The sequence below is a fragment of the Escherichia sp. MOD1-EC6475 genome (assembly GCF_003046645.1).
Taxonomy (GTDB): Bacteria; Pseudomonadota; Gammaproteobacteria; order Enterobacterales; family Enterobacteriaceae; genus Escherichia; species Escherichia ruysiae.
The window spans coordinates 151,286-175,317 of the sequence record NZ_PZKQ01000025.1; the positions used below are offsets into that span (position 1 = coordinate 151,286).

Consider the following 24,032-nt stretch of genomic DNA (forward strand, 5'->3'; position numbering starts at 1 on the left):
TCAGCGATTAGCGTAAGTTAACCAGCGTGTTAAGGATCTGATCCTGGGTTTTGATGGTCTGGGCGTTAGACTGATAGTTACGCTGGGCGACAATCATATTGACCAGTTCTTTGCTGAGATCGACGTTGGACGCTTCCAGCGCGCCGTTGGTCAGACTGCCAAAATTACCCGTTCCGGCAGTGCCCAGCAGCGCCACGCCAGAAGATTGCGTCGCAGACCAGACGTTATCGCCTTCGGACGCCAGTCCTTCGTTGTTAGCGAAGTTCGCCAGTACAATCTGCCCCAGCAACTGGGTTTGTTCGTTGGAATAGTTACCGACTACCGTGCCGTCATCGTTGATTTGATAGCTCACCAAATCGCCAGGTTTGTAGCCGTCCTGGGTGGTTGCCACAATGTTGTTCGCGCCGGTGTTTTGCTGCATAGAATTGAGGAAACTTAACGAGAATGAGGCAGGATCTGCGCCATTAATTGCGCCAGTGGTAATGTTCGCTGTCCCCCCCGAAGTCAATATGCCATTGGCATTAAACGCTAGCGTCGTTGCGTGGTTCGCTGTGCCTGTTGGATCACTGCTGTCCTGGGTGTAAACATCCCAGTTATTATCCCCGGTCTTCACAAAAAAGACGTTCATGTCGTGAGCATTGCCCTGACTATCGAAAACAGTCACCGAGCCTTTTTTGTTATAGCTATCCGCATTACTGGCATCGAAGGTAGTCACAGACGGAAGCGGATCACTGGAGTTCAGGTTGATCTGCATCGACGCCGTGGTGGTGGTTTTTGCCGCCATCAGGGTATTTGGAATCGAAATATTGGTCGGATTCGCCCCTTGCTGAATGGTCGGTGGCGTGCCGGTTGCCGGATAGCCCGTCAATTGCAAACCTTGCATATTCACCAGGTTGCGGTTTTCATCGAGTTTGAATTGCCCGTTACGGCTGTAAAACACCGAGCCGTTGCTGTCTACCAGGCGAAAAAAACCGTTCTGGCTGATAGCAACGTCAAGACCACGTCCGGTATTGGTGGTCGTGCCATCGGTAAAATCCTGGGTGATGCCGGCAACTTTTACCCCCAGTCCCACTTTAGAACCCGCGAACATATCAGCAAATGAAGCCGTGCCGGATTTAAAGCCATAGGTGGCGGAGTTGGCGATATTGTTGCCAATGACATCGAGGTTGGTGGCGGCAGCGTTTAATCCGCTTACCGCTTGAGAAAAGGCCATGACTGACTCCTGAAATGTGAAGGCTTAGATTATCTGCCGTACTTCGTCGAGCGTGGTGGTGCCGTAAGTACCAAGATCCAGTGTGTTCCCGTTGTTGCCGCGAATCACGCCCTGAACCAGAGCAAACTGCAACGGTTGAGCCACTAACTGCGTACCACCGTTACTGGCGCTAATCGCCACGTTATAAGAACCATTTGGAGCGGTTGTACCGTCAGTTAACGTACCGTCCCAGGTGAAACTATGGACGCCGGCGGTCAGTTCACCGATATCAATAGTGCGCACAACCGCGCCGTTTTTATCAGTGATAGTGGCAGTGACTTTATCTGCCGCCTGTTGCAGTTCAACACCGAACGGTGTGGTCGTGGTTACCGCGCCTTCTTCACTGCCGGTTCCGGCAAGAATGGTGGTGCCGGGGATCATCACACCATGACCAATCAGGTTACTGGCCTGTAGCGACTGACTGTTGTCTATCTGCCCGGAAATCGAACCGAGCGTTGTATTGAGTTTTTCAATCCCGCTGACCGTGCTGATTTGCGCCAGTTGCGACGTCAGCTCGTTGTTTTCCATTGGATTGGTCGGGTCCTGGTTTTTCAGCTGTGCCACCAGCAAAGTCAGAAAACTGCTTTGTAAATCTGCGGCGTTGCTGCCCGTGATCGAACTACTGCTGGTAGTGCTGACGCCGGTATTTGTCGGATCGGTGGTGGTTACCGCAATGGACATGGCTTTCTCCTTTATTGACCGAGCGTGAGGGTTTTCAGCATCATGCTTTTCACCGTGTTGAGCACTTCCACGTTGGCCTGATAGCTGCGCGACGCCGACATGGTGTTAACCATCTCCCCGACAACATCAACGTTTGGCATTTTCACGTAGCCCTTCGCGTCCGCCAGAGGATTACCCGGCTCATAAACCAGTTTGTCCGGAGCCTGACTTTCAATAACATCGGCAACCTTTACGCCGCCCGTTGCAGCGCCTGGCGCGGCATTCACCTGGAACACCACCTGTTTTGCCCGATACGGCTGTCCATCGGGACCGGTCACGCTATCAGCATTCGCCAGATTACTGGCCGCCACGTTCAGACGCTGGGACTGAGCAGTTAACGCCGATCCGGCGATATCAAAAATATTCAGCAGTGCCATCCGTTAATTTCCGCTCTGTAAAACGTTCATCATGCCTTTGATTTGCCCGCTCAACGCACTAAGGCTCATCTGGTATTGCAGGCTGTTATCGGCAAACTGGGTACGTTCGCGATCCATATCGACGGTATTACCGTCCAGCGAAGGCTGGTCCGGAATACGGTATTGCAGTTCTGCGGTAGGAGGCGTCAGCGCCTGCGCCGGAATGTGTTGCGTTGAGGTCATAGTCAGGGCGACCACGCTGGTTTCATCCCGTCCACGCTGCATCACTTTTTTAAGTTCGCTGGCAAAATCTATATCGCGCGCCTGATAACCAGGGGTATCGGCATTGGCGATGTTTGCCGCCAGCACTTCCTGACGCTGGGCGCGCAGATTGAGCGCCTCTTGTTGAAAACGTAAGGCGGCATCGAGCTTGTCGAGCATATCTCCTCCGCAGGTATCAAAATTCTGCCGTCAGCTTAAAGGCTTTACGCGCGCGTTATCGGCGGAATAAACGCAAAATGGGTCGCTATTTATGCCGTTGATGGTCACAGCGCGCGGGTACAATTTGGCCCGTAGAAATGGCTGGAGGCGAAAATGCTGGCAATGAAGCGTTGTATGGCGATCATCGCGATACTGTTCAGTCCGCTGAGTGCGGCTGGCGATCTCACATCACAATTGCAAACCTTTTTTGCCGCACAACTGGCAGGGTTGAGTGATGAAGTCCGGGTCTCTATTCGTACTGCGCCCCATTTACTGCCTCCGTGTGAACAGCCGTTGCTGTCGATGACCAGCAATTCTCGCCTGTGGGGCAATGTGAATGTGCTGGCGCGCTGCGGCAACGACAAACGATATTTGCAGGTTAATGTGCAGGCCACGGGAAATTATGTGGTTGCTGCGATGCCCGTTGTGCGGGGAGGAAAGCTGGAATCTGGCAGTGTCAAACTAAAGCGCGGACGGCTGGATACCTTACCGCCGCGTACTGTGCTGGATGTCAATCAACTTGTTGATGCCGTCAGCCTGCGCGATCTGGCGCCCGAACAGCCTGTACAGCTAACCATGCTGCGCCAGGCCTGGCGAGTCAAAGCCGGTCAACGCGTCAATGTGATTGCCAGCGGCGAGGGATTCAGCGCCAATGCTGAAGGTCAGGCACTGAACAATGCCGCCGTCGCGCAAAATGCTCGTGTCCGCATGGTGTCGGGTCAGGTGGTCAGTGGCGTGGTGGATGCTGATGGGAATATTCTTATAAACCTGTAAGCTATTAAAGATTGACCGACTATTGCCGATAAATAAGCAACAAATGATAAAAGCGCCCTCAATGAGGAATAAACCATGAGTATTGACCGCACTTCACCTCTGAAGCCCGTAAGCACCGTTCAGCCACGCGAAAACACTGACGCGCCGGTAGCCAATACCCGCTCGACTAAAACGACCGCAGCCACCAGCACCAGCGTCACGTTAAGCGATGCGCAGGCAAAATTGATGCAGCCAGGCAGCAGTGATATCAATCTTGAACGCGTAGAAGCGTTGAGACAGGCGATTCGTAACGGCGAGCTAAAAATGGATATCGGCAAAATTGCCGACGCACTGATCAGCGAAGTACAACAAGACTTACTGAGTAAATAGGCTTATGACGCGTCTTGCAGAGATCCTCGACCAGATGTCCGCAGTGCTTAACGAGCTAAAAATGGTGATGGATCAAGAGCAGCAACATCTCTCTATGGGGCAGATCAACGGCAGCCAGTTGCAATGGATTACAGAACAAAAAAGCTCACTGCTGGCAACGCTGGATTACCTTGAGCAGTTACGTCGGCAAACACTGGATACTGCAAACAGCGACGATATCGCGCAGCGTTGGCGGGAAATTACCGTGAAAACGCAGAAACTGCGCCAGTTAAATCAACATAACGGCTGGTTACTGGAAGGACAGATTGAGCGCAATCAACAGGCGCTGGAGATGCTGAAACCGCATCAGGAACCGACGCTGTACGGGGCTAACGGTCAAACCTCAACGTCCCATCGCGGCAGTAAAAAGATATCTATCTGAAGATTTTCTCCGGCCTGCAATGCAGGCCGGAACGCATTATTACACCGTCCGACGGGCAAACTCTTTAACTTTGAAGCCCAGCACCGCCAGCGCGGCAAAGTATGCCGCGATCCCCGCCACAACAACCGCCATCAAGCGTAGTAAGCGCCAGGGCATAGTGCCCAATGACCACTCTGGCATGATGTGTAACATACCTAACAGCACGCCAGACATCACCAATACGGCTACCAACAAACGCAGCAGAAACGCAGTCCAGCCGGGCTGCGGGGTGAAAATTTTCTGCTTACGCAACTGCCAGTACAGCAACGAAGCATTCAGACAAGCCGCCAGACCAATGGAAAGCGACAATCCGGCATGTTTCAACGGGCCGATAAACGCCAGGTTCATCAATTGCGTCAGGATCAGCGTGACGATGGCTATTTTTACCGGTGTTTTAATGTCCTGTCGGGAATAAAAGCCCGGAGCCAGCACTTTCACCACAATCAGGCCAATCAAACCCACCGAGTAAGCAATTAACGCCCGCTGGGTCATCAGCGCATCAAAGGCGGTAAATTTACCGTATTGAAACAGTGAAACGGTCAACGGCCCGGAAAGGATACCCAGCGCCACCGCGCTTGGCAGCGCCAGCAAGAAACAAAGACGCAGCCCCCAGTCCATCAAGCGGTTGTATTCATCGTGATTGCCACTGGCAAAACTTTTCGACAACGATGGTAGCAAAATGGTGCCAAGCGCCACGCCCAGTACGCCAGACGGAAACTCCATTAAACGGTCAGCATAATACATCCAGGAGACTGAACCGGATGCCAAAAACGAAGCAAAAATGGTGTTGATGATCAAGGAGATCTGACTGACAGAGACGCCAAGAATCGCCGGTCCCATCTGTTTCACCACGCGCATCGCACCCGCATCGTGGAAGTTAATGCGTGGCAAAACCAACATGCCTATCTTCTTGAGGTGCGGTAGCTGATAAACCAGTTGCAGGATCCCGCCCACCGTTACAGCCCACGCCAGCGCCAGCACCGGCGGATTAAAGTACGGCGCGGCAAACAGCGCAAAACCAATCATGCTGATGTTAAGTAACGTCGGGGCAAATGCCGGAATCGAAAAACGGTTCCAGGTATTGAGAATCGCCCCCACCAGCGACGCCAGGGAGATCAGCAAAATATAGGGAAAAGTAATCTGTAATAGCTGGGTAGTCAGGGCAAATTTGTCGGCAGTATCAGCAAAGCCCGGCGCGGTCACCATGATTACCCACGGCGCGGCGAGCATCCCGGCAACCGTCACAACCGCCAGCGCGAGAGTCAGCAGACCAGAAACATAAGAGACAAAGACCCGCGTGGCGTCTTCACCCTGCTTGCTTTTATATTCCGCCAGAATTGGTACAAATGCCTGGGAAAATGCCCCTTCGGCAAAGATACGGCGCAACAAGTTAGGCAGTTTAAAAGCGACAAAAAAGGCGTCGGTTGCCATCCCTGCACCAAAGATTCTGGCGACAATTGCGTCACGTGCGAAGCCAAGCACACGCGAAAACATGGTCATCGAGCTGACGGCGGCCAGCGATTTTAATAAATTCATCGGTGTTCTAATCCAGACCCACGGGCAAAACGCCTGCAAGGCAGGCGCTGAAAGAGGCGAATAGTCTACCTGGATTATGGTGAATTGCTACCGCCAGATGTTACAGGGTTTATTCACTCATCGCGTCGCGCCAGATCTTGTCAACAATGCGCTGCGCCAGCACAGCCTGTTCACCGGCGGTTTGCGGAACTGTCTGATTTTGCACGCATTCAATGAAGTGACGTGCGCAACCAACAAATCCACGCTGCTCGAGAGTACTCTGCCAGCCTGGAATCGGTTTATGCACTACCCCCTGCCCGCGCTCCTCACGCCATTCACGCATATCCGTAATGTCGATGAGCGCACCGTCAGTCACGGCCTGCACGGCTTCACGCTGACTTCCGGCACGGCGATGCATACTGGTAGTAATCTGCAAAGAACCCGCAGAAAAATGGTGCTCGGCAAACAGCATTTCGCCAGCATCGTTAGTCAGTAACGTGCCGCCATCCAGGGAGGCTTTGCCGCCAGACAACCACAGCGCGGTATCCACCACATGCAGATAATCATCCAGCAACGTGAAATAAAGATCGTGCGGCCCGACACTATTGCTACGATGCTTATCCATTCTTAGCGAGGCCGCCGTAGCGAGTTGCGTTTTTAACTCACAGTAGAGCGGTGCGAAACGGCGGTTAAAACCGACCATCAGGGTGAGTTTTTTCCGTGCTGCCAGTTCCACCAGCCGCTCGGCATCACGCAGATTTTCCGCCAGCGGTTTATCGACACAAACATGCACCCCCGCATTTAACAGCGCACTGACAACCTCAAAGTGGCTGGCAGTGCTTGAATGCACGAAAACTGCATCGCAACTGACGGCGAGGCTGGATAACGAATCAGCGTAGGGAATGCGCCAGCTTTCACAAACTGGCAGAGCTTTCTCACGCGTTGGCGACCACGCGCCTTGTAACGTCCAGTCTGATGCTGCCGCCAGCACCGGTAACCACGCTTTTTGCGCGATGCCGCCTAATCCCACTACGCCGATACGTAATTTTTTCACTTTAATCTCCCAGATGGGCCAGCAATGAATCAAGACGCTGTTTCAGTTCTGACACTTCGATTTCCAGTGCTTCGACACGAGCCTGTAAATCGCCGTCAACCGCGTTCGACGGCTCCGTTAACACCGGCTGATCCTCAACCTCACCGCTGAAAAGATGCATATAGCGGCTTTCACGTTTACCCGGTTCGCGAGCCAGGCGAACCACAAAAGGACCGTCTTCACGATTAGTCAGTTGTTCCAGCGTGGACTCCACTTCCGCCATATCGCTAAATTCATACATCCGCGCCGCGCGGCTGCGCAATTCGCCTGGCGTCTGGGCACCGCGTAACAACAAAGTGGTTATCAACGCCACTTCTGCGGCGCTTAGTTTCAGATCGCCAAATTCTGAATTACAAAAGCGTTGCTCATATTTGGTGACCCGATTACCAAAACCGCTCACCGTGCGTAAATAATGACGTTTGACCAGATTATCCAGCTGCTCCTGCACCTCGGACTCACTCAGATTCATTACCGGTTCACGGTTCGTTTTCTGATTACAGGCCGTTACTACACCATTTACAGAAAGCGGATATTGCTCCGGCGTTGTCACCTGTTTTTCCAGCAAGCAGCCAATCACGCGGGCTTCCAGTGCAGTAAGTTGATATTTCATGAGATTCTCCTTAGCGGCCGGGCGTCCAGTCTGGGGTGGTTAATGCCGTCAGTACGTGATCGCGCCATTGTCCATCAATCAACAAATAGTCTTTCGCATAGCCTTCTTTTTCAAAACCCAGTCGCGCCAGTAAATCACCGCTGCGTTTATTGTGCGGCATATAGTTGGCCATAATGCGATGAATATGTTGGGTGCGCTGCATATAACGAATGGCGGCGGTCAGGGCTTCAAACATTAGCCCTTTGCCCTGCCATTTTTGCCCGATCGAATAACCGAGATAGCAGGCATGAAAAGATCCTCGCACCACATTAGAAAAATTGGCAACGCCAATAATCTCTTTCTCATCCGGGTCGAACAACCCAAAATAGAATGCAGAACCTTGTTTATGAAATTCATTAATCATGCTTAACCTGGCCTGCCAGCCTGAAGGATAACAGTGGCTTTCGTCGCGCACTGGCTCCCAGGGCTTGAGGAAATGGCGATTCTCTGCGTAATAGTCCGCCAGCCGCCAGGCATCACGATCATGCACCAGACGCACGACCAGTCGGTCCGTGGTTAAGCGCACTTTTGGCACGTTACTGCGATAGCCAAACATTCTATACCTACTCCTTCCCGTAACGTCTTTAATACGCTGTAAGTATTACTATACCTGCGCAACCAGAGCCTGTGAAAAGTCCCAAATACCATTTCCTGCATTATTCACATATTTGATAAAAACTCTCTATCAAAGAGGGCTTTCGATAAAAAAATATTGTCCCGGGAATTGTGGGAAAAGTATTAGCGACCATGCAGAATAGAAAGTGCTCATCTTTTATTTCCCGGGAGGGGAAATGTCGCGCGTGTCGCAGGCGAGGAACCTGGGTAAATATTTCCTGCTCATCGATAATATGCTGGTCGTGCTGGGGTTCTTTGTTGTCTTTCCGCTGATCTCCATCCGCTTCGTTGATCAAATGGGCTGGGCCGCCGTGATGGTCGGTATTGCCCTCGGTCTGCGTCAGTTCATTCAGCAGGGGTTGGGTATTTTTGGCGGCGCAATTGCCGACCGCTTTGGCGCTAAACCGATGATTGTCACCGGTATGCTGATGCGCGCCGCCGGATTCGCCACCATGGGCATCGCTCAGGAGCCCTGGCTACTGTGGTTTTCCTGCCTTCTCTCAGGTCTTGGCGGCACTCTTTTCGATCCGCCGCGTTCGGCGCTGGTGGTCAAATTGATTCGCCCGCAGCAGCGTGGCCGCTTTTTCTCGTTGTTAATGATGCAGGACAGTGCCGGTGCGGTCATTGGCGCATTGTTGGGGAGCTGGCTATTGCAATATGATTTCCGCCTGGTCTGCGCCACGGGGGCGATTCTGTTTGTGCTGTGTGCAGCGTTTAATGCCTGGTTGTTACCGGCGTGGAAACTCTCTACCGTGCGCACGCCAGTCCGCGAAGGCATGGCTCGCGTGATGCGTGATAAACGTTTTGTCACTTACGTCCTGACGCTGGCGGGCTACTACATGCTGGCCGTTCAGGTGATGCTGATGCTGCCGATTATGGTCAACGATGTTGCTGGCGCACCCTCTGCCGTTAAATGGATGTATGCCATTGAAGCATGTCTCTCCTTAACCTTGCTCTACCCTATCGCTCGCTGGAGCGAAAAGCGTTTTCGTCTGGAACATCGGTTGATGGCTGGGCTGTTAGTCATGTCGTTAAGCATGATGCCAGTTGGAATGGTCAGCAGTCTGCAACAACTCTTCACCCTGATTTGTCTGTTTTATATCGGGTCGATCATTGCCGAACCTGCGCGTGAAACCTTAAGCGCCTCGCTGGCGGATGCGCGAGCGCGCGGCAGCTATATGGGGTTTAGTCGTCTGGGTCTGGCGATTGGCGGCGCTATCGGTTATATCGGCGGCGGTTGGCTGTTTGATCTGGGTAAGTCGGCACAACAACCAGAGCTACCGTGGATGATGTTGGGCATTATTGGCATAATCACCTTTCTTGCTCTGGGTTGGCAATTTAGCCAGAAGCGCGCTGCGCGTCGGTTGCTGGAACGCGATGCCTGAAAACGCGATGCGTTCTGTTACCATTGCTCGCCCTGTCAACCTGACGCGCCTTAACAGCTTGTTATTACCTGCCGCCGCAGAATTCAGTTTTTTCTGCTGGCGAGTTTAACGCTGGTGGCACATGCTGCGTTGTGTCAGGATATTGACGCAGATTTCATGTCGAGGACTACCATGAACAAGTTTTTATTTGCCGCTGCATTGCTCGTCAGCGGCCTGCTCGTTGGCTGTAATCAACTCACCCAGTACACGATTAGCGAACAAGAAATAAACCAGTCGCTTGAGAAACATAATAATTTCTCGAAAGATATCGGTTTGCCCGGCGTAGCTGACGCCCATATTGTTCTGACAAACCTGACCAGCCAAATTGGTCGCGAAGAGCCGAATAAGATAACCTTAACCGGGGATGCAAATCTGGATATGAACTCCCTGTTCGGCAGCCAGAAAGCGACCATGAAACTAAAACTGAAAGCACTGCCGGTTTTCGATAAAGAAAAAGGCGCTATCTTCCTGAAGGAAATGGAAGTGGTCGATGCGACGGTACAACCGGAAAAAATGCAGACAGTGATGCAAACGTTGCTCCCCTATTTGAATCAGGCATTACGCAACTACTTTAACCAGCAACCGGCTTACATTCTGCGCGAAGATGGCAGCAAAGGTGAAGCAATGGCGAAAAAACTGGCGAAAGGTATTGAGGTGAAACCTGGCGAAATTGTCATTCCGTTTACTGATTAAACACGAGGGCGCATTCGCGCCCTTTATTTTTCGTGCAAAGGAAAACGTTTCCGCTTATCCTTTGTGTCCGGCAAAAACATCCCTTCAGCCGGAGCATAGAGATTAATGACTGCACCATCCCAGGTATTAAAGATCCGCCGCCCAGACGACTGGCACCTTCACCTCCGCGATGGCGACATGTTAAAAACTGTCGTGCCGTATACCAGCCAAACCTATGGTCGGGCCATCGTTATGCCCAATCTGGCACCGCCCGTGACGACCGTTGAGGCTGCCGTGGCTTATCGTCAACGTATTCTTGACGCCGTCCCTGCCGGGCACGACTTCACCCCGCTGATGACCTGCTACTTAACTGATTCACTGGATGCAGACGAACTGGAGCGAGGGTTTAACGAAGGCGTGTTTACCGCTGCAAAACTTTACCCGGCAAACGCGACCACCAACTCCAGCCACGGCGTGACGTCGGTTGACGCTATCATGCCCGTACTGGAGCGAATGGAAAAAATGGGTATGCCACTGCTGGTACACGGAGAAGTGACACACGCCGACATCGACATTTTTGACCGTGAAGCTCGCTTTATTGAAACTGTTATGGAACCGCTACGCCAACGCCTGGCTGGGCTGAAAGTGGTTTTTGAGCACATCACGACTAAAGATGCCGCTGAATATGTTCGTGATGGTAATGAACTACTGGCTGCTACCATTACCCCTCAACATTTGATGTTTAACCGTAACCACATGCTGGTTGGTGGTGTACGTCCGCACCTGTACTGCCTGCCCATTCTCAAACGTAATGTGCATCAACAGGCGCTGCGTGAACTGGTCGCCAGTGGCTTTAGTCGCGTTTTCCTTGGGACTGACTCCGCGCCACATGCGCGTCATCGCAAAGAGAGTAGTTGCGGTTGTGCCGGCTGTTTTAATGCACCAACGGCGCTGGGCAGTTACGCCACTGTCTTTGAAGAAATGAATGCGTTACAGCACTTTGAAGCGTTCTGTTCTTTAAACGGCCCGCAGTTCTATGGTTTACCGGTCAACGAATCGTTTATTGAACTGGTACGCGAAGAGCAGAAAGTGGCTGAAAGCATCGCTCTGACTGACGACACGTTGGTGCCATTCCTGGCCGGAGAAACGGTACGCTGGACAGTTAAACAATAAAAAACGTAGTTCCCTGTTGTCATTAGGTTATTTTACCTGTATAAATAACCAGTATGTAAAACAGGGGGCTATTATGAGAATTGAAGTCACCATAGCAAAAACTTCTCCATTACCTGCCGGAGCCATTGACGCCCTGGCAGGTGAACTTTCCCGCCGTATTCAATATGCGTTTCCTGATAACGAAGGTCATGTTTCTGTTCGTTATGCCGCAGCCAATAATTTATCGGTTATTGGCGCAACAAAAGAAGATAAACAGCGCATTAGCGAAATTCTGCAAGAAACATGGGAAAGCGCAGATGACTGGTTCGTTAGCGAATAATATGCAGTAATGTTTGTTTTTGCCGGGTCGCCCCGGCTTTTTTATTTTCAGCACAAAATTTCTACACTTCCTCAAAATAATTGCACGATATGCTAAAAAAATATGAATGACATGCTGTTTTATTGTTCATATAAATCTTAAAAACAAAAAAATATCTCTTTCCCCCTTTAAAAATTCTGTGGATACCCTTACTTATTGGTATACTGAAGTTGCTTCAGATAAAAATGCATTGAACCTCGAATAACGTTGTCTAGTAACACGAATTAGGGGGCCATGATGGAAAAAAACAATGAAGTCATTCAGACTCATCCGCTCGTAGGGTGGGACATCAGCACCGTTGATAGCTATGATGCTCTGATGTTGCGTTTGCACTACCAAACCCCAAATAAGTCCGAGCAGGAAGGGACTGAAGTTGGTCAGACACTCTGGTTAACTACTGATGTTGCCAGACAATTTATTTCGATATTAGAAGCAGGAATAGCCAAAATTGAATCTGGTGATTTCCATGTAAATGAGTATCGTCGTCATTAACTTGACATGACCATCCACCCAAAAGGCACCAGATTGGTGCCTTTACTATTTCTGGGTTGTATATCTGCATTCACTTAATTACTCTGCTTAAACCATGAGAGCAGAGAGAAAAAAATGAAATACGATCTCATCATTATTGGCAGCGGTTCCGTAGGCGCTGCAGCCGGGTATTATGCCACTCGGGCCGGTTTGAAAGTGCTGATGACCGACGCCCATATGCCGCCGCACCAACACGGCAGCCACCACGGTGATACACGATTAATTCGCCATGCTTATGGTGAAGGCGAAAAGTATGTTCCGTTGGTGCTTCGCGCGCAAACCCTGTGGGATGAACTCACCCGTTACAACGAAGAAGACCCCGTTTTTGTGCGCTCTGGCGTCATCAATCTCGGCCCTGCCGACTCCGAATTCCTCGCCAATGTCGCCCACAGCGCGGAACAATGGCAACTCAACGTCGAAAAACTGGATGCGCAGGCCATTATGGCTCGCTGGCCTGAAATACGCGTTCCTGACAATTACATCGGCTTGTTTGAGGCTGATTCTGGCTTTCTGCGCAGCGAACTGGCGATTAAAACCTGGATCAAACTGGCGAATGAAGCTGGCTGTGCTCAACTGTTTAATTGCCCGGTTACCGCTATTCACCATGATGACAACGGCGTAACCATTACAACAGCTGACGGCGAGTATCAGGCGAAAAAAGCGATCGTCTGCGCGGGAACCTGGGTAAAAGACCTGCTGCCAGAACTCCCTGTCCAGCCAGTACGCAAAGTGTTCGCCTGGTATCAGGCCGATGGTCGTTATAGTATGAAAAATAAATTTCCGGCCTTTACCGGAGAACTGCCCAATGGCGATCAATATTACGGCTTTCCCGCCGAAAATGACGCCCTGAAAATTGGCAAACACAATGGTGGACAGGTGATTCATTCAGCAGATGAACGCGTTCCGTTTGCTGAAATCGCCAGTGACGGTTCTGAAGCCTTTCCCTTCTTACGTAGCATACTGCCGGGCATTGGTTGCTGCCTGTACGGCGCTTCCTGCACCTACGATAATTCACCTGATGAAGATTTTATTATCGACACCCTGCCCGGTCACGATAATACGCTGCTGATTACCGGTCTGAGTGGACACGGATTTAAATTTGCATCGGTATTAGGGGAAATAGCCGCCGATTTTGCGCAAGGCATAAATAGCGATTTTGATTTGACGCCATTCAGACTTGCCCGCTTCAAATAATCATCATCACGGCCTCAAAAATGAGGCCGTTTTTACAGGAGTTTTTAATGCGTCGGCTGGTGAACTATCTCATTAATAATATCCGCGAGCATCTCATGCTATATCTTTTTCTCTGGGGATTATTGGCAATTATGGATCTGATCTACGTGTTTTATTTTTAACCGCACCCCACTGACATAAATTGACAAAACCTTAATCTCTCTTTCATTTGGCGTGAAAAATTGAATAACTTTATTTCTGTCCTGGTAGCATTCCCCTGACATACCTCATCCTGAAACCACTAAACTTATGAAGATTCTTTCATTATTAAATCAAAATTATTGAAATAAAAATAAATATCATTCGAATTGTTATTTTTCAGTTGCAATTCATTCTCCAACGCGCCATTTTCATTCTTTCGCAAATAAGTTTCGGATGCATTTATGCCCCTTACAAATACCCCCAAACGCTATGGTGTTATATCGATGGCCTTTCATTGGCTGAGTGCAATCATTATCTACGGCATGTTTGCTTTAGGACTATGGATGGTAACGCTCAGTTATTACGATGGCTGGTATCACAAAGCACCAGAGCTGCATAAAAGCGTCGGTATTCTGTTAATGATGGGGCTGGTTATACGCATTCTGTGGCGCGTTATATCCCCACCGCCTGGTCCATTGCAAAGTTATTCGCCCATGACGCGTCTCGGCGCACAAATTGGACATCTCACGCTGTACTTTTTGCTCTTCGCCATTGGCATCAGCGGCTATCTCATCTCGACCGCCGATGGCAAACCGATCAGCGTTTTTGGCTGGTTTGACATCCCCGCGACCCTTGCCGATGCTGGCGCACAGGCTGACCTTGCCGGTGCCCTGCATTTTTGGCTCGCGTGGAGCGTCGTCGTACTGTCCGTTATGCACGGATTTATGGCCCTGAAGCATCATTTCATCGATAAAGACGACACCCTGAAGCGTATGCTGGGAAAATCGTCATCTGACTATGGAGTATAAAATGAAAAAAAGCCTGCTTGCTTTAACCTTTGCTTCCCTGATGTTCTCTGCCGGTTCAGCTGTCGCCGCCGATTACAAAATTGACAAAGAAGGTCAGCACGCCTTTGTCAATTTCCGCATCCAGCACCTTGGCTATAGCTGGTTATATGGCACCTTTAAAGATTTCGACGGTACTTTTACCTTTGATGAAAAGAACCCAGCTGCTGATAAAGTGAATGTGACAATTAACACCACCAGCGTCGATACCAATCACGCCGAGCGCGATAAGCATCTTCGCAGCGCAGATTTCCTCAATACCGCAAAATATCCGCAGGCGACGTTCACTTCTACCAGCGTGAAGAAAGACGGTGATGAACTGGATATTACGGGTGATCTGACACTAAATGGCGTAACCAAACCAGTAACGCTGGAAGCAAAATTGATTGGTCAGGGTGACGATCCGTGGGGCGGTAAACGTGCGGGCTTCGAGGCAGAAGGCAAAATTAAACTGAAAGACTTCAACATTAAGACTGATTTAGGTCCAGCTTCGCAGGAGGTTGATCTGATTATTTCGGTGGAAGGTGTACAGCAGAAGTAATGCATAGATGTTGCCGGATGACGCACATCCGGCACGAATGTTTATTCTGTTGGATCAGGAATGATCAGCGTCGTGTTCAGGCGTCCACGCGATTTATTAAAGATCTTATTGCCATTTTCTCGCCCGGCACGACGGCGGCGCTGTTCTTCTGGCGGTAATGCACTTTCTTCACAGCAAATCTCACTACAACAGCCCTTGAATTTCTCGGCACACGCAGGACACTGGATAAACAACAGATGACAGCCATCATTTCTACAATTGGTATGGCTGTCACAAGATGTGCCGCACTGATGACAATGCGCAATAATTTCGTCAGAGATCCGCTCGCCCATCCGCTCGTCAAAAACAAAATTTTTACCAATAAAGCGGACAGGCAAACCTTGTTCACGCGCCTTACGAGCGTATTCAATAATCCCGCCTTCAATATGCCAGACTTTATTGAATCCGTTATGTTTCATCCAGGCACTGGCCTTTTCGCAACGAATACCACCGGTGCAGTACATCACGATCTTTTTATCTTTATGCGCCTGCATCATCTCAACCGCTTTTGGCAGTTGTTCGCGAAAGGTATCTGCCGGAATTTCCAGCGCGTTTTCAAAATGCCCCACTTCATATTCATAGTGGTTGCGCATGTCGATAAACAGCGCATCGGGATCATCAAGCATGGCGTTCACTTCCGCTGCTTGCAGGTATTCCCCCACGTTACTGGCATCAAATTGAGGATCGTCAATACCATCGGCAACAATTCGGTCGCGAACCTTCATGCGCAGCACCCAGAAGGATTTCCCGTCATCATCCAGCGCAATATTCAGACGTAAACCGTTTAAAGCAGGATCAAAAGCATAAAGCTGTGCGCGAAATGTCTCTACGTTGCTAGCCGGTACGCTGATTTGTGCGTTGATCCCTTCATGCGCCAGATAGACCCGTCCAAAGACATTCAACGCGGTAAATAGCTGATATAAAGCATCGCGGGTCGTTTTGGGATCGGTAATGTGGAAATATTTATAGAACGAAATGGTGGTGCGTGGTTCGCTCTCGGCCAGCATTTTGGCTTTCAGCGCGTCATTAGAAATGCGGTTGTGTAACACTGGCATGGTGTACGGTTCCTGCGGGGTGGGAAAGTAAAAATCCGCAGCATGATATAGCAATTATCGACAATTAACATCCATACATTTTACGCTACATTTGCGCATTAAAAATTATTAATGATTTACATACGCGGTAATTTCGCCCAGTCTTCGGTCACAAATTTTGGTTGCGGACGAAAAAATGCGACAATACATACAATTGCCCGTATAGGTTGAAAGACAGGATTGATATGACGAATCTACCCAAGTTCTCCACCGCACTGCTTCATCCGCGTTATTGGTTAACCTGGTTGGGTATTGGCGTACTTTGGTTAGTCGTTCAGTTACCCTACCCGATTATCTACCGCCTTGGCATTGCGGCAGGACGACTGGCGTTACATGTTATGAAACGTCGCGCCAAAATTGTATATCGCAACCTGGAACTGTGCTTCCCGGAGATGAGCGAACAAGAACGCCATGAAATGATGGTGAAGAATTTCGAATCCGTTGGTATGGGGTTGATGGAAACCGGCATGGCGTGGTTCTGGTCGGATCGTCGAATTGCCCGCTGGACGGAAGTGATTGGCATGGAACATATCCGTGACGTGCAGGCGCAAAAGCGCGGCATTCTGTTGGTCGGCATCCATTTTCTGACGCTGGAGCTGGGCGCAAGGCAATTTGGTATGCAGGAACCGGGTATCGGCGTCTATCGCCCAAACGATAATCCGTTGCTCGACTGGCTGCAAACCTGGGGGCGCCTGCGTTCGAATAAATCGATGCTTGATCGCAAAGATTTAAAAGGCATGATCCGGGCACTAAAGAAAGGCGAAGTGGTCTGGTATGCGCCGGATCACGATTACGGTCCGCGCTCGAGCGTTTTCGTGCCGCTGTTTGCTGTTGAGCAGGCGGCGACCACCAGTGGCACCTGGATGCTGGCGAGAATGTCTGGTGCGTGCCTGGTGCCGTTTGTTCCGCGTCGTAAGCCAGACGGCAAAGGCTATCAGTTGATCATGCTGCCGCCAGAGTGTTCACCGCCTCTGGATAACGCCGAAGTCACCGCAGCGTGGATGAATAAAGTGGTCGAGAAATGCATCATGATGGCACCGGAACAGTACATGTGGCTGCATCGTCGCTTTAAAACGCGCCCGGAAGGCGTACCTTCACGCTATTAAATCTCCCTTGCCGGATGTTTCGAACTGCATCCGGCATTACCGCTGCCCCCCCCCCCCTGATTTAGCGATAAAAGCTCTGTACATTGCGTCACCTATAAGTCAGGCGCATAATTAGTGTGCTTACTTTTTCTCCTTTTATTCACCGCGCCTGGCGCACCAACAGCGGATTGCTATGTCACTCTGTGAAAATGACACCCCCATAAACTGGAAACGAAACCTGATCGTTGCCTGGCTAGGTTGTTTTCTTACCGGTGCCGCCTTCAGTCTGGTGATGCCATTCTTACCCCTCTACGTTGAGCAACTTGGCGTCACTGGCCACAGTGCGCTGAATATGTGGTCGGGAATTGTCTTCAGTATTACCTTTTTATTTTCCGCTATCGCCTCCCCTTTCTGGGGTGGGCTTGCCGACCGCAAAGGCCGAAAAATCATGCTATTGCGCTCTGCTCTCGGCATGGGCATCGTGATGGTGCTGATGGGGCTGGCGCAAAATATCTGGCAGTTTTTGATCCTGCGGGCGCTGCTTGGTTTGCTTGGCGGATTTGTCCCCAACGCCAATGCTCTTATCGCCACACAAGTACCGCGTAATAAAAGCGGCTGGGCGCTGGGTACGCTCTCCACCGGCGGCGTTAGTGGCGCGTTGCTCGGCCCGATGGCTGGCGGCTTACTCGCTGATAACTACGGCTTACGTCCGGTATTCTTTATTACCGCCAGTGTGCTCATGCTCTGCTTTTTCGTCACCCTGTTTTGTATCAGAGAAAAATTCCAGCCAGTCAGCAAAAAAGAGATGCTACACATGCGGGAAGTCGTGACATCGCTTAAAAACCCGAAACTGGTACTTAGCCTGTTTGTCACAACATTGATTATCCAGATTGCTACTGGATCTATCGCGCCAATCCTGACGCTGTATGTCCGCGAACTGGCAGGAAACGTCAGTAACATCGCCTTTATTAGCGGTATGATCGCCTCCGTGCCCGGCGTGGCTGCACTGCTAAGTGCTCCACGACTCGGTAAACTTGGCGATCGTATCGGGCCAGAAAAGATCCTGATAACTGCGCTGATCTTTTCTGTGCTGCTGTTGATCCCAATGTCTTATGTCCAGACACCACTGCAACTGGGGATTTTACGCTTTTTGCTCGGCGCCGCAGACGGCGCTCTGCTCCCCGCCGTACAAACGTTGCTGGTTTATAATTCGACCAACCAAATCGCCGGACGCATTTTCAGCTACAACCAGTCGTTTCGCGATATTGGCAACGTTACGGGGCCGTTGATGGGCGCAGCTATTTCAGCACACTACGGCTTTCGTGCTGTATTTCTGGTTACCGCCGGAGTCGTTTTGTTTAACGCGGTCTATTCGTGGAACAGCCTGCGCCGTCGCCGACTCCCCCAGGTATCGAACTGATTTTTCGCCTTTCATACTTGCAAAAGCGGAGAATCAGCTATTCTTTCCCTGAACACCTCAGCAAATCAAAGGGAGAGTCGTGATGACTATGTACGCAACGCTTGAAGAAGCCATTGATGCCGCACGCGAAGAATTTCTTGCTGACAACCCCGGCATCGACGCCGAAGAAGCGAATGTGCAACAGTTCAATGTCCAGAAATATATTCTGCAAGATGGCGACATTATGTGGCAGGTTGAGTTTCTCGCCGATGAAGGCGAAGAAGGTGAATGCCTGCCAATGTTCAGTGGAGAAGCCGCACAAAGCATCTTTGATGGCGACTATGATGAGATTGAAATCCGCCAGGAATGGCAGGAAGAAAATACTCTGCATGAATGGGACGAAGGTGAATTCCAGCTTGAGCCACCGCTGGATACCGAAGAAGGACGCGCAGCAGCCGATGAGTGGGATGAACGTTAATTACTCATATGCTCCGTGATGAATGTCGATCGGTAACAGTAAGGTATCAAAGACTAAAGAGAATGGGAGATCAAGGATCGTGACATAGCGCCATGCGGAGTCACGTACATCCCATTGCACGCCGGGATAATATTGATTGCCATGCCCCTGTCCCGGTATGGTGCGGCTAATGATGCTGCCACAACCACTCAGCAAAGCAACCATGATGCCTACTACAATTAAGCGCATTTGAACCCTCTTCTGTAAAAAAATACCGGCATTACGCCGGTATTTTTATTGCTGACAAAGTGCTTGTTGTTTTGCCGGATGCGGCGTGAACGCCCCTATCCGGCCTACGAAGCCTTGCAAATTCAATATATTGCAGGCATCTACGCTTTTATTGCGAAGCCGTATCCGGTTTACGCAATGCCAGTGGATTCAACTTTATCCCTTCGTAGTAACTCACCCATGAAGAATATCTCTCCGGTGAATTCCAGACGCGGAAATGCAAACGAGCCATCGTCACCGGATCGCTTAGCAGTACCAGACGACGATCGCGATTCAGTTTCTCTGGCGTCTCGTTCAGCGCCTGTTCAACGTGGCGGTCACGGGCGATTTCCAGCACCTTACTGGCGCGGTGACGCGCGGTGGCCATTGCCGTTGCCAGAGCGTTAAACGACGGATTAAACACTGCATGCATAAAGCCATCGTTGAGAGAACGTTGACGGTTCATCTCAAGGAAACGATCGGTATCGATCAGTACCTGAGGCGGTGAATACTCTTCCGGGATCAGGAACAGTTTCCAGCGTTTCGTGCGTAGCCCAACGGTTGTACGGCTGGAGATCACCGAAACAAACGGTGACAGAATCAGCGAGAAGACAATCGGTGCCAGCCAGAACAGGAAACGCAGATCCAGCCACGCCATACCGACCGCCCACACTAACCCCAGCAGCAGCTGTGAGCCGTGGCGTTTAAACGCTTCACCCCAGGAGGTAGAGTCGTCATCACGTTGCGGGGAATTCCACACCACTTCCCAGCCGAGGAAGGCGCTAACCACGAATACCGTATGGAACAGCATACGCACCGGCGCCAACAACACGGAGAACAGCACTTCTAACAGCAGCGATAACGTAACTCGCCAGAAGCCGCCATACTCTTTAGTTCCTTTGCACCAGATAAGCAAAATACTCAACAACTTCGGCAGGAACAGCAGCACCATCGTCGAGGCAAACAGCGCAATCGCCAGTTCAGGACGCCACTGTGGCCAGACCGGGAATAACTGCCGTGGTTGCAGGAAGTATTGTGGTTCGGTCAGTGCGTGTACAACCTGCAATGCGGTAGAGAGCGCGAGGAACATAAACCACAGCGGTGCGGAAAGATAAGACATCACGCCCGTCAGGAAGACCGCGCGGTGAACCGGGTGCATCCCTTTAACCAGGAACAAACGGAAGTTCATCAGGTTACCATGGCACCAGCGGCGGTCACGTTTTAACTCGTCAAGCAAGTTAGGCGGCAGCTCTTCATAAGAGCCAGGGAGATCGTAAGCAATCCATACCCCCCAGCCTGCACGACGCATCAATGCGGCTTCCACGAAGTCGTGCGAAAGAATTGAACCCGCAAATGATCCTTCACCAGGCAGCGGCGCCAGCGCACAGTGCTCGATAAACGGTTTCACGCGGATAATCGCGTTATGCCCCCAGTAGTGCGACTCGCCGAGCTGCCAGAAATGCAAACCGGCAGTGAACAATGGCCCATAGACACGGGTCGCAAACTGTTGGCAGCGTGCATACAGCGTATCCATACCAGACGCTTTCGGCGACGACTGGATAATCCCGGCGTTCGGGTTAGCTTCCATCAGGCGCACCAGACCGCACAAACAATCACCGGTCATCACCGAGTCCGCATCCAGCACTACCATGTAGCTGTACTGGCTACCCCAGCGACGGCAGAAATCGTCAATGTTACCGCTTTTACGCTTCACGCGACGGCGACGGCGGCGATAGAAAATCTGGCCTTCACCCTGCACTTCGGCGATCAGCTCCATCCAGGCTTTTTGTTCTGCCACACAGATGTCCGGGTTGTAGCTGTCACTCAGGATATAAACATCAAAATGTTTGGCATTACCGGTCGCTTTCACTGATTCCCACGTTGCACGCAGACCTGCAAAAACGCGATTCACGTCTTCGTTACAGATAGGCATGATCAATGCTGTGCGATGCTCCGGATTTAACGGTTCATCGCCAACGGTTGAAGCGGAAATACTGTATTTATCGCGACCAATAAGCAGTTGCAGGAAGCCCATCAACGCCGTCCAGAAACCGGCTGACACCCAGCAGAAAAGAACAGCGAAGAGGATCAGAATACCGGTTTGCAGCATGTAAGGCAGAAGCTGCATAAAGGAAACCCACAGATCCTGATCGACCATATCAACTGGATTAATCAGCGCCCACCCCTGATAAGGCAGGATGGTCTTCATATACCAGGTAGCGACGACGGTTTGCGCCAGAGTGAGGAGAAGCAGGATGTAACGACGGATGGTGCCGACGGTACGCCACTTTTGCTCGCTCTCCTGCTCTTCTTTGGTCAACCGCGCCAGATAGCGCGGCGTCACATCGCGCCCACGCAGACGATCCCAGAAACGCCCAACCGGGTTAGTACGCCACGGATCGGGGAACATAGAAGAACGTTTTGCTTTCGGCATTGCCTTAAGCTGATCGCGCCCTTCGTCGTCTTGAATTAACTGTCCATCAGCGAGTGAATCTGGCCAGGCTTGTTCCAGACGTGCTTTTACCGACCCTTGCGGGGAGTCATCCTCTCGCGCATAGGTCCGGTGTTCAGCATCCAGCGCCTGATGAACGGCGCGGATATCAGTCTTCGGCAATGCCGCTTTCTCACTTGCGGAGATGGGCATTGCGTCAATGTACTCGGTTGTCTTATTCATTGGCAGGTAACTGGTAGCTCCAGGTTTCACTCAACGTTTGATCGGCATTCACCAGGGCAGCACGCATTTCAGTGGTTTTCTTGGCATCTTTCACTTTCACGCGCATTACCAGACGCCAGCCTTTGGTGACCGGGTTATAGCGCACCGTGCTTTCTACAATCTCACCATTATCGCCAATGCTGGTTTGTGCAGTGACCGGGGTATCCTCTGGCAGTTTTTTCATCTCTGCGCCGGTAAAATCGACCACAAAGGCGATAGTGCCGTCAGGCTGGCGAATCAGGTTCGACTGTTTCACATCCCCCGTTGAACGACGCGTCTGCTGCACCCAGGCGTTATCAGGCGCGTGAAGTTTGTCTTCATCACGGCTGAAAGTAATGGTGTATTTAAAGTTCATCTCTTTACCTGGTTCCGGTAACTGATCCGGCGTCCAGTAAGCGACGATGTTATCGTTGGTTTCATCGTTGGTTGGAATTTCCACCAGCTCAACGCTGCCTTTGCCCCACTCCCCTTTCGGTGTCACCCACGCGCTTGGACGAAGATCGTAACGATCGTCGAGATCTTCAAAGCGGGAGAAATCGCGGCCACGCTGCAACAGGCCGAAGCCTTGCGGGTTTTCCATCGAGAAGCTGCTGATCGCCAGATGTTTCGGGTTGTTTAGCGGACGCCAGATCCACTCACCGTTACCAGCATGGATAGACAGACCATTAGAGTCGTGCAATTCCGGACGATAATTATTTGCCGGAGATGGCTGGTTCGGCCCGAACAGGAACATACTGGTTAACGGCGCAACACCCAGTTTGCCGACTTTATCGCGCAGGTAGATTTTCGATTGCACATCAACAACCGTGTCACGTCCCGGCATAACAACAAACTTATAAGCGCCTGTCGCACGCGGCGAATCAAGCAACGCATAAATCGTTAAACGCTTGTCGGTCGGTTTTGGACGCTCGATCCAGAACTCTTTAAAGCGTGGGAATTCTTCACCTGATGGCAACGCGGTATCAATTGCCAGGCCTCGGGCAGAAAGACCGTAAACCTGACCTGCGCCAATCACGCGAAAATAGCTGGCCCCGAGCATACTGACGATTTCATCATTTTTATCTTTGCTGTTGATCGGGTAAAGCACTTTAAAACCGGCAAAACCAAGGTCTTTTACCGTGTCTTTGTCATGCTGAACATCGCCGAAAGTGAAATAATCCGGGCTGTATTTGATTCTTTTTACTGCCGTTGCAGTGACTTCATTTATTTTGACCGGTGTGTCGAAGTACATACCCTGATGGTAGAACTCGAGCTTGAATGGGGTCTTCAGATTGTTCCAGTATGCTTTGTCATGATTAAACTGGATCTGTTGATAGTCCGCGTATTTCATGTCGCGGAAAACGGAGGGTAAGTTACTTTTAGGCGCCTCATAGCCTTTCCCGGCTAAGGATTGAGCTTGCTTTGCAACATCGTCAATGCTGAAGGCCCAGCTTGATGATGTATACAGGGTTAACATTACTGCAGCACTCAACCAACGCATTTTCATCATTTGTAGTTTATGTTTCATAATAAGTAAGCACTTCCCCCTTTGTGTGCTTATATCGATCCGATCTATTTTAATGGATAACCAGCCATTCCGACAACAGAATCCCGGTATTATTCAGCGTGCCGGCTCATGGATTAAGCACCTGATTGCAACCGTTTTCACTTTCCGTGCTTCTCCTAAAGACAGAAGGAGCGAGTTCGTGTAGGGTTTGCCAGCAAATTTATTTATCAACCGTCTTACAGGCGCTTCCATTTTGGTTAGTGATTGCGGCTATGCCGCGCAAAAACACAT

At 50.8% G+C, this 24,032-nt stretch carries 27 protein-coding genes; 15 read left to right on the forward strand and 12 right to left on the reverse strand.

Translation table 11 applies throughout. From position 1 onward, the window contains the following. Positions 1 to 7 precede the first annotated feature (7 nt). Genes flgE through flgB form a run of 4 tightly spaced genes read right to left on the reverse strand, consistent with a single transcriptional unit; the run spans position 8 to position 2,769 of the window. Positions 8 to 1,213 carry a flagellar hook protein FlgE gene (gene flgE / locus A7589_RS23065; protein WP_000885863.1) on the reverse strand — a complete coding sequence of 402 codons (1,206 nt, stop codon included), beginning with the start codon at positions 1,211 to 1,213 and terminating at the stop codon, positions 8 to 10. A gap of 24 nt (positions 1,214 to 1,237) precedes the next feature. Continuing rightward, positions 1,238 to 1,933: a flagellar hook assembly protein FlgD gene (gene flgD / locus A7589_RS23070; RefSeq protein ID WP_000020458.1), complete on the reverse strand. Its 696-nt coding sequence runs from the start codon at positions 1,931 to 1,933 to the stop codon at positions 1,238 to 1,240. A gap of 11 nt (positions 1,934 to 1,944) precedes the next feature. Then, positions 1,945 to 2,349 carry a flagellar basal body rod protein FlgC gene (flgC, locus tag A7589_RS08860; protein WP_001196460.1) on the reverse strand — a complete coding sequence of 135 codons (405 nt, stop codon included), beginning with the start codon at positions 2,347 to 2,349 and terminating at the stop codon, positions 1,945 to 1,947. Positions 2,350 to 2,352: 3 nt separating this feature from the next. Continuing rightward, positions 2,353 to 2,769, reverse strand: coding sequence for a flagellar basal body rod protein FlgB (gene flgB / locus A7589_RS08865; RefSeq protein WP_000884707.1), 417 nt, complete (start codon positions 2,767 to 2,769; stop codon positions 2,353 to 2,355). A 153-nt stretch (positions 2,770 to 2,922) separates the two neighbouring features. On the opposite strand from flgB, the gene flgA reads away from it, so the two are divergent. The 3 genes from flgA to flgN all read left to right on the forward strand — a co-directional run bounded on the left by flgA (position 2,923) and on the right by flgN (position 4,372). Next, positions 2,923 to 3,582: a flagellar basal body P-ring formation chaperone FlgA gene (gene flgA / locus A7589_RS08870; protein WP_000880636.1), complete on the forward strand. Its 660-nt coding sequence runs from the start codon at positions 2,923 to 2,925 to the stop codon at positions 3,580 to 3,582. A 75-nt stretch (positions 3,583 to 3,657) separates the two neighbouring features. After that, a complete protein-coding gene (gene flgM / locus A7589_RS08875) occupies positions 3,658 to 3,951 on the forward strand; it encodes a flagellar biosynthesis anti-sigma factor FlgM (protein WP_000020871.1) in 294 nt (97 codons plus the stop codon). A 4-nt stretch (positions 3,952 to 3,955) separates the two neighbouring features. Beyond that, the gene (gene flgN / locus A7589_RS08880; RefSeq protein ID WP_000197370.1) at positions 3,956 to 4,372 is read left to right on the forward strand and encodes a flagella biosynthesis chaperone FlgN; all 417 of its coding nucleotides are present in this window, start codon (positions 3,956 to 3,958) and stop codon (positions 4,370 to 4,372) included. Positions 4,373 to 4,411: 39 nt separating this feature from the next. On the opposite strand, the gene murJ is transcribed toward flgN, so the two are convergent. The 4 genes from murJ to rimJ all read right to left on the reverse strand — a co-directional run bounded on the left by murJ (position 4,412) and on the right by rimJ (position 8,224). After that, the gene (murJ, locus tag A7589_RS08885; RefSeq protein ID WP_001050689.1) at positions 4,412 to 5,947 is read right to left on the reverse strand and encodes a murein biosynthesis integral membrane protein MurJ; all 1,536 of its coding nucleotides are present in this window, start codon (positions 5,945 to 5,947) and stop codon (positions 4,412 to 4,414) included. A 109-nt stretch (positions 5,948 to 6,056) separates the two neighbouring features. Next, entirely contained in the window at positions 6,057 to 6,980 is a 924-nt protein-coding gene (locus A7589_RS08890) for a Gfo/Idh/MocA family protein (RefSeq protein ID WP_000736173.1), read from the reverse strand. A gap of 1 nt (position 6,981) precedes the next feature. Beyond that, positions 6,982 to 7,629, reverse strand: coding sequence for a YceH family protein (locus A7589_RS08895; protein ID WP_000877127.1), 648 nt, complete (start codon positions 7,627 to 7,629; stop codon positions 6,982 to 6,984). A gap of 10 nt (positions 7,630 to 7,639) precedes the next feature. Further along, entirely contained in the window at positions 7,640 to 8,224 is a 585-nt protein-coding gene (gene rimJ, locus A7589_RS08900) for a ribosomal protein S5-alanine N-acetyltransferase (RefSeq protein ID WP_000468197.1), read from the reverse strand. 235 nt (positions 8,225 to 8,459) lie between these two features. Here rimJ and mdtH point away from each other — a divergent pair, with 235 nt between their 5' ends. The 9 genes from mdtH (at position 8,460) to A7589_RS08945 (ending at position 15,201) form a co-directional block, all read left to right on the forward strand. Continuing rightward, the gene (gene mdtH / locus A7589_RS08905; RefSeq protein WP_000092223.1) at positions 8,460 to 9,668 is read left to right on the forward strand and encodes a multidrug efflux MFS transporter MdtH; all 1,209 of its coding nucleotides are present in this window, start codon (positions 8,460 to 8,462) and stop codon (positions 9,666 to 9,668) included. 171 nt (positions 9,669 to 9,839) lie between these two features. Then, complete coding sequence (locus A7589_RS08910; protein WP_010351783.1) at positions 9,840 to 10,400, forward strand: lipoprotein; 561 nt, start codon at positions 9,840 to 9,842, stop codon at positions 10,398 to 10,400. 105 nt (positions 10,401 to 10,505) lie between these two features. Continuing rightward, positions 10,506 to 11,552, forward strand: a complete 1,047-nt coding sequence (gene pyrC, locus A7589_RS08915) for a dihydroorotase (RefSeq protein WP_000126575.1) — start codon at positions 10,506 to 10,508, stop codon at positions 11,550 to 11,552. A gap of 73 nt (positions 11,553 to 11,625) precedes the next feature. Further along, the gene (gene dinI, locus A7589_RS08920; RefSeq protein ID WP_001217754.1) at positions 11,626 to 11,871 is read left to right on the forward strand and encodes a DNA damage-inducible protein I; all 246 of its coding nucleotides are present in this window, start codon (positions 11,626 to 11,628) and stop codon (positions 11,869 to 11,871) included. 276 nt (positions 11,872 to 12,147) lie between these two features. Further along, the gene (gene bssS, locus A7589_RS08925) at positions 12,148 to 12,402 is read left to right on the forward strand and encodes a biofilm formation regulator BssS (RefSeq protein ID WP_000414435.1); all 255 of its coding nucleotides are present in this window, start codon (positions 12,148 to 12,150) and stop codon (positions 12,400 to 12,402) included. 114 nt (positions 12,403 to 12,516) lie between these two features. Continuing rightward, positions 12,517 to 13,635, forward strand: coding sequence for an N-methyl-L-tryptophan oxidase (gene solA / locus A7589_RS08930; RefSeq protein WP_000872757.1), 1,119 nt, complete (start codon positions 12,517 to 12,519; stop codon positions 13,633 to 13,635). 47 nt (positions 13,636 to 13,682) lie between these two features. Then, a complete protein-coding gene (locus A7589_RS08935; protein ID WP_001253739.1) occupies positions 13,683 to 13,796 on the forward strand; it encodes a YceO family protein in 114 nt (37 codons plus the stop codon). Between the two features lie 261 nt (positions 13,797 to 14,057). Next, positions 14,058 to 14,624: a cytochrome b gene (locus A7589_RS08940; RefSeq protein WP_001131605.1), complete on the forward strand. Its 567-nt coding sequence runs from the start codon at positions 14,058 to 14,060 to the stop codon at positions 14,622 to 14,624. A 1-nt stretch (position 14,625) separates the two neighbouring features. Beyond that, a complete protein-coding gene (locus A7589_RS08945; protein ID WP_000749186.1) occupies positions 14,626 to 15,201 on the forward strand; it encodes a YceI family protein in 576 nt (191 codons plus the stop codon). Between the two features lie 41 nt (positions 15,202 to 15,242). Here A7589_RS08945 and trhO read toward each other — a convergent pair whose 3' ends face one another. After that, positions 15,243 to 16,295, reverse strand: coding sequence for an oxygen-dependent tRNA uridine(34) hydroxylase TrhO (gene trhO, locus A7589_RS08950; RefSeq protein WP_010357667.1), 1,053 nt, complete (start codon positions 16,293 to 16,295; stop codon positions 15,243 to 15,245). Positions 16,296 to 16,519: 224 nt separating this feature from the next. Between trhO and lpxL the strand changes: the two genes are divergently transcribed. From lpxL to A7589_RS08965, 3 genes are all read left to right on the forward strand, one after another. After that, on the forward strand, positions 16,520 to 17,440 hold the full coding sequence (gene lpxL, locus A7589_RS08955) for a kdo(2)-lipid IV(A) lauroyltransferase (RefSeq protein ID WP_010351771.1): 921 nt from the start codon (positions 16,520 to 16,522) through the stop codon (positions 17,438 to 17,440). A gap of 172 nt (positions 17,441 to 17,612) precedes the next feature. Next, the gene (gene mdtG, locus A7589_RS08960) at positions 17,613 to 18,839 is read left to right on the forward strand and encodes a multidrug efflux MFS transporter MdtG (RefSeq protein WP_000050575.1); all 1,227 of its coding nucleotides are present in this window, start codon (positions 17,613 to 17,615) and stop codon (positions 18,837 to 18,839) included. A gap of 82 nt (positions 18,840 to 18,921) precedes the next feature. Further along, positions 18,922 to 19,296 (forward strand): MysB family protein, encoded by a 375-nt coding sequence (locus tag A7589_RS08965; RefSeq protein WP_000180062.1) that lies wholly within the window; start codon positions 18,922 to 18,924, stop codon positions 19,294 to 19,296. Here the strand turns inward: A7589_RS08965 and A7589_RS08970 are convergent, their stop codons facing one another. The 3 genes from A7589_RS08970 to mdoG form a co-directional block, all read right to left on the reverse strand. Further along, positions 19,297 to 19,524: a YceK/YidQ family lipoprotein gene (locus A7589_RS08970; RefSeq protein ID WP_001237191.1), complete on the reverse strand. Its 228-nt coding sequence runs from the start codon at positions 19,522 to 19,524 to the stop codon at positions 19,297 to 19,299. 148 nt (positions 19,525 to 19,672) lie between these two features. Continuing rightward, the gene (gene mdoH / locus A7589_RS08975; RefSeq protein WP_108188808.1) at positions 19,673 to 22,216 is read right to left on the reverse strand and encodes a glucans biosynthesis glucosyltransferase MdoH; all 2,544 of its coding nucleotides are present in this window, start codon (positions 22,214 to 22,216) and stop codon (positions 19,673 to 19,675) included. After that, the gene (mdoG, locus tag A7589_RS08980) at positions 22,209 to 23,744 is read right to left on the reverse strand and encodes a glucans biosynthesis protein MdoG (RefSeq protein ID WP_072132895.1); all 1,536 of its coding nucleotides are present in this window, start codon (positions 23,742 to 23,744) and stop codon (positions 22,209 to 22,211) included. The genes mdoH and mdoG overlap by 8 nt, the downstream gene beginning before the upstream one ends. Positions 23,745 to 24,032 lie beyond the last annotated feature (288 nt).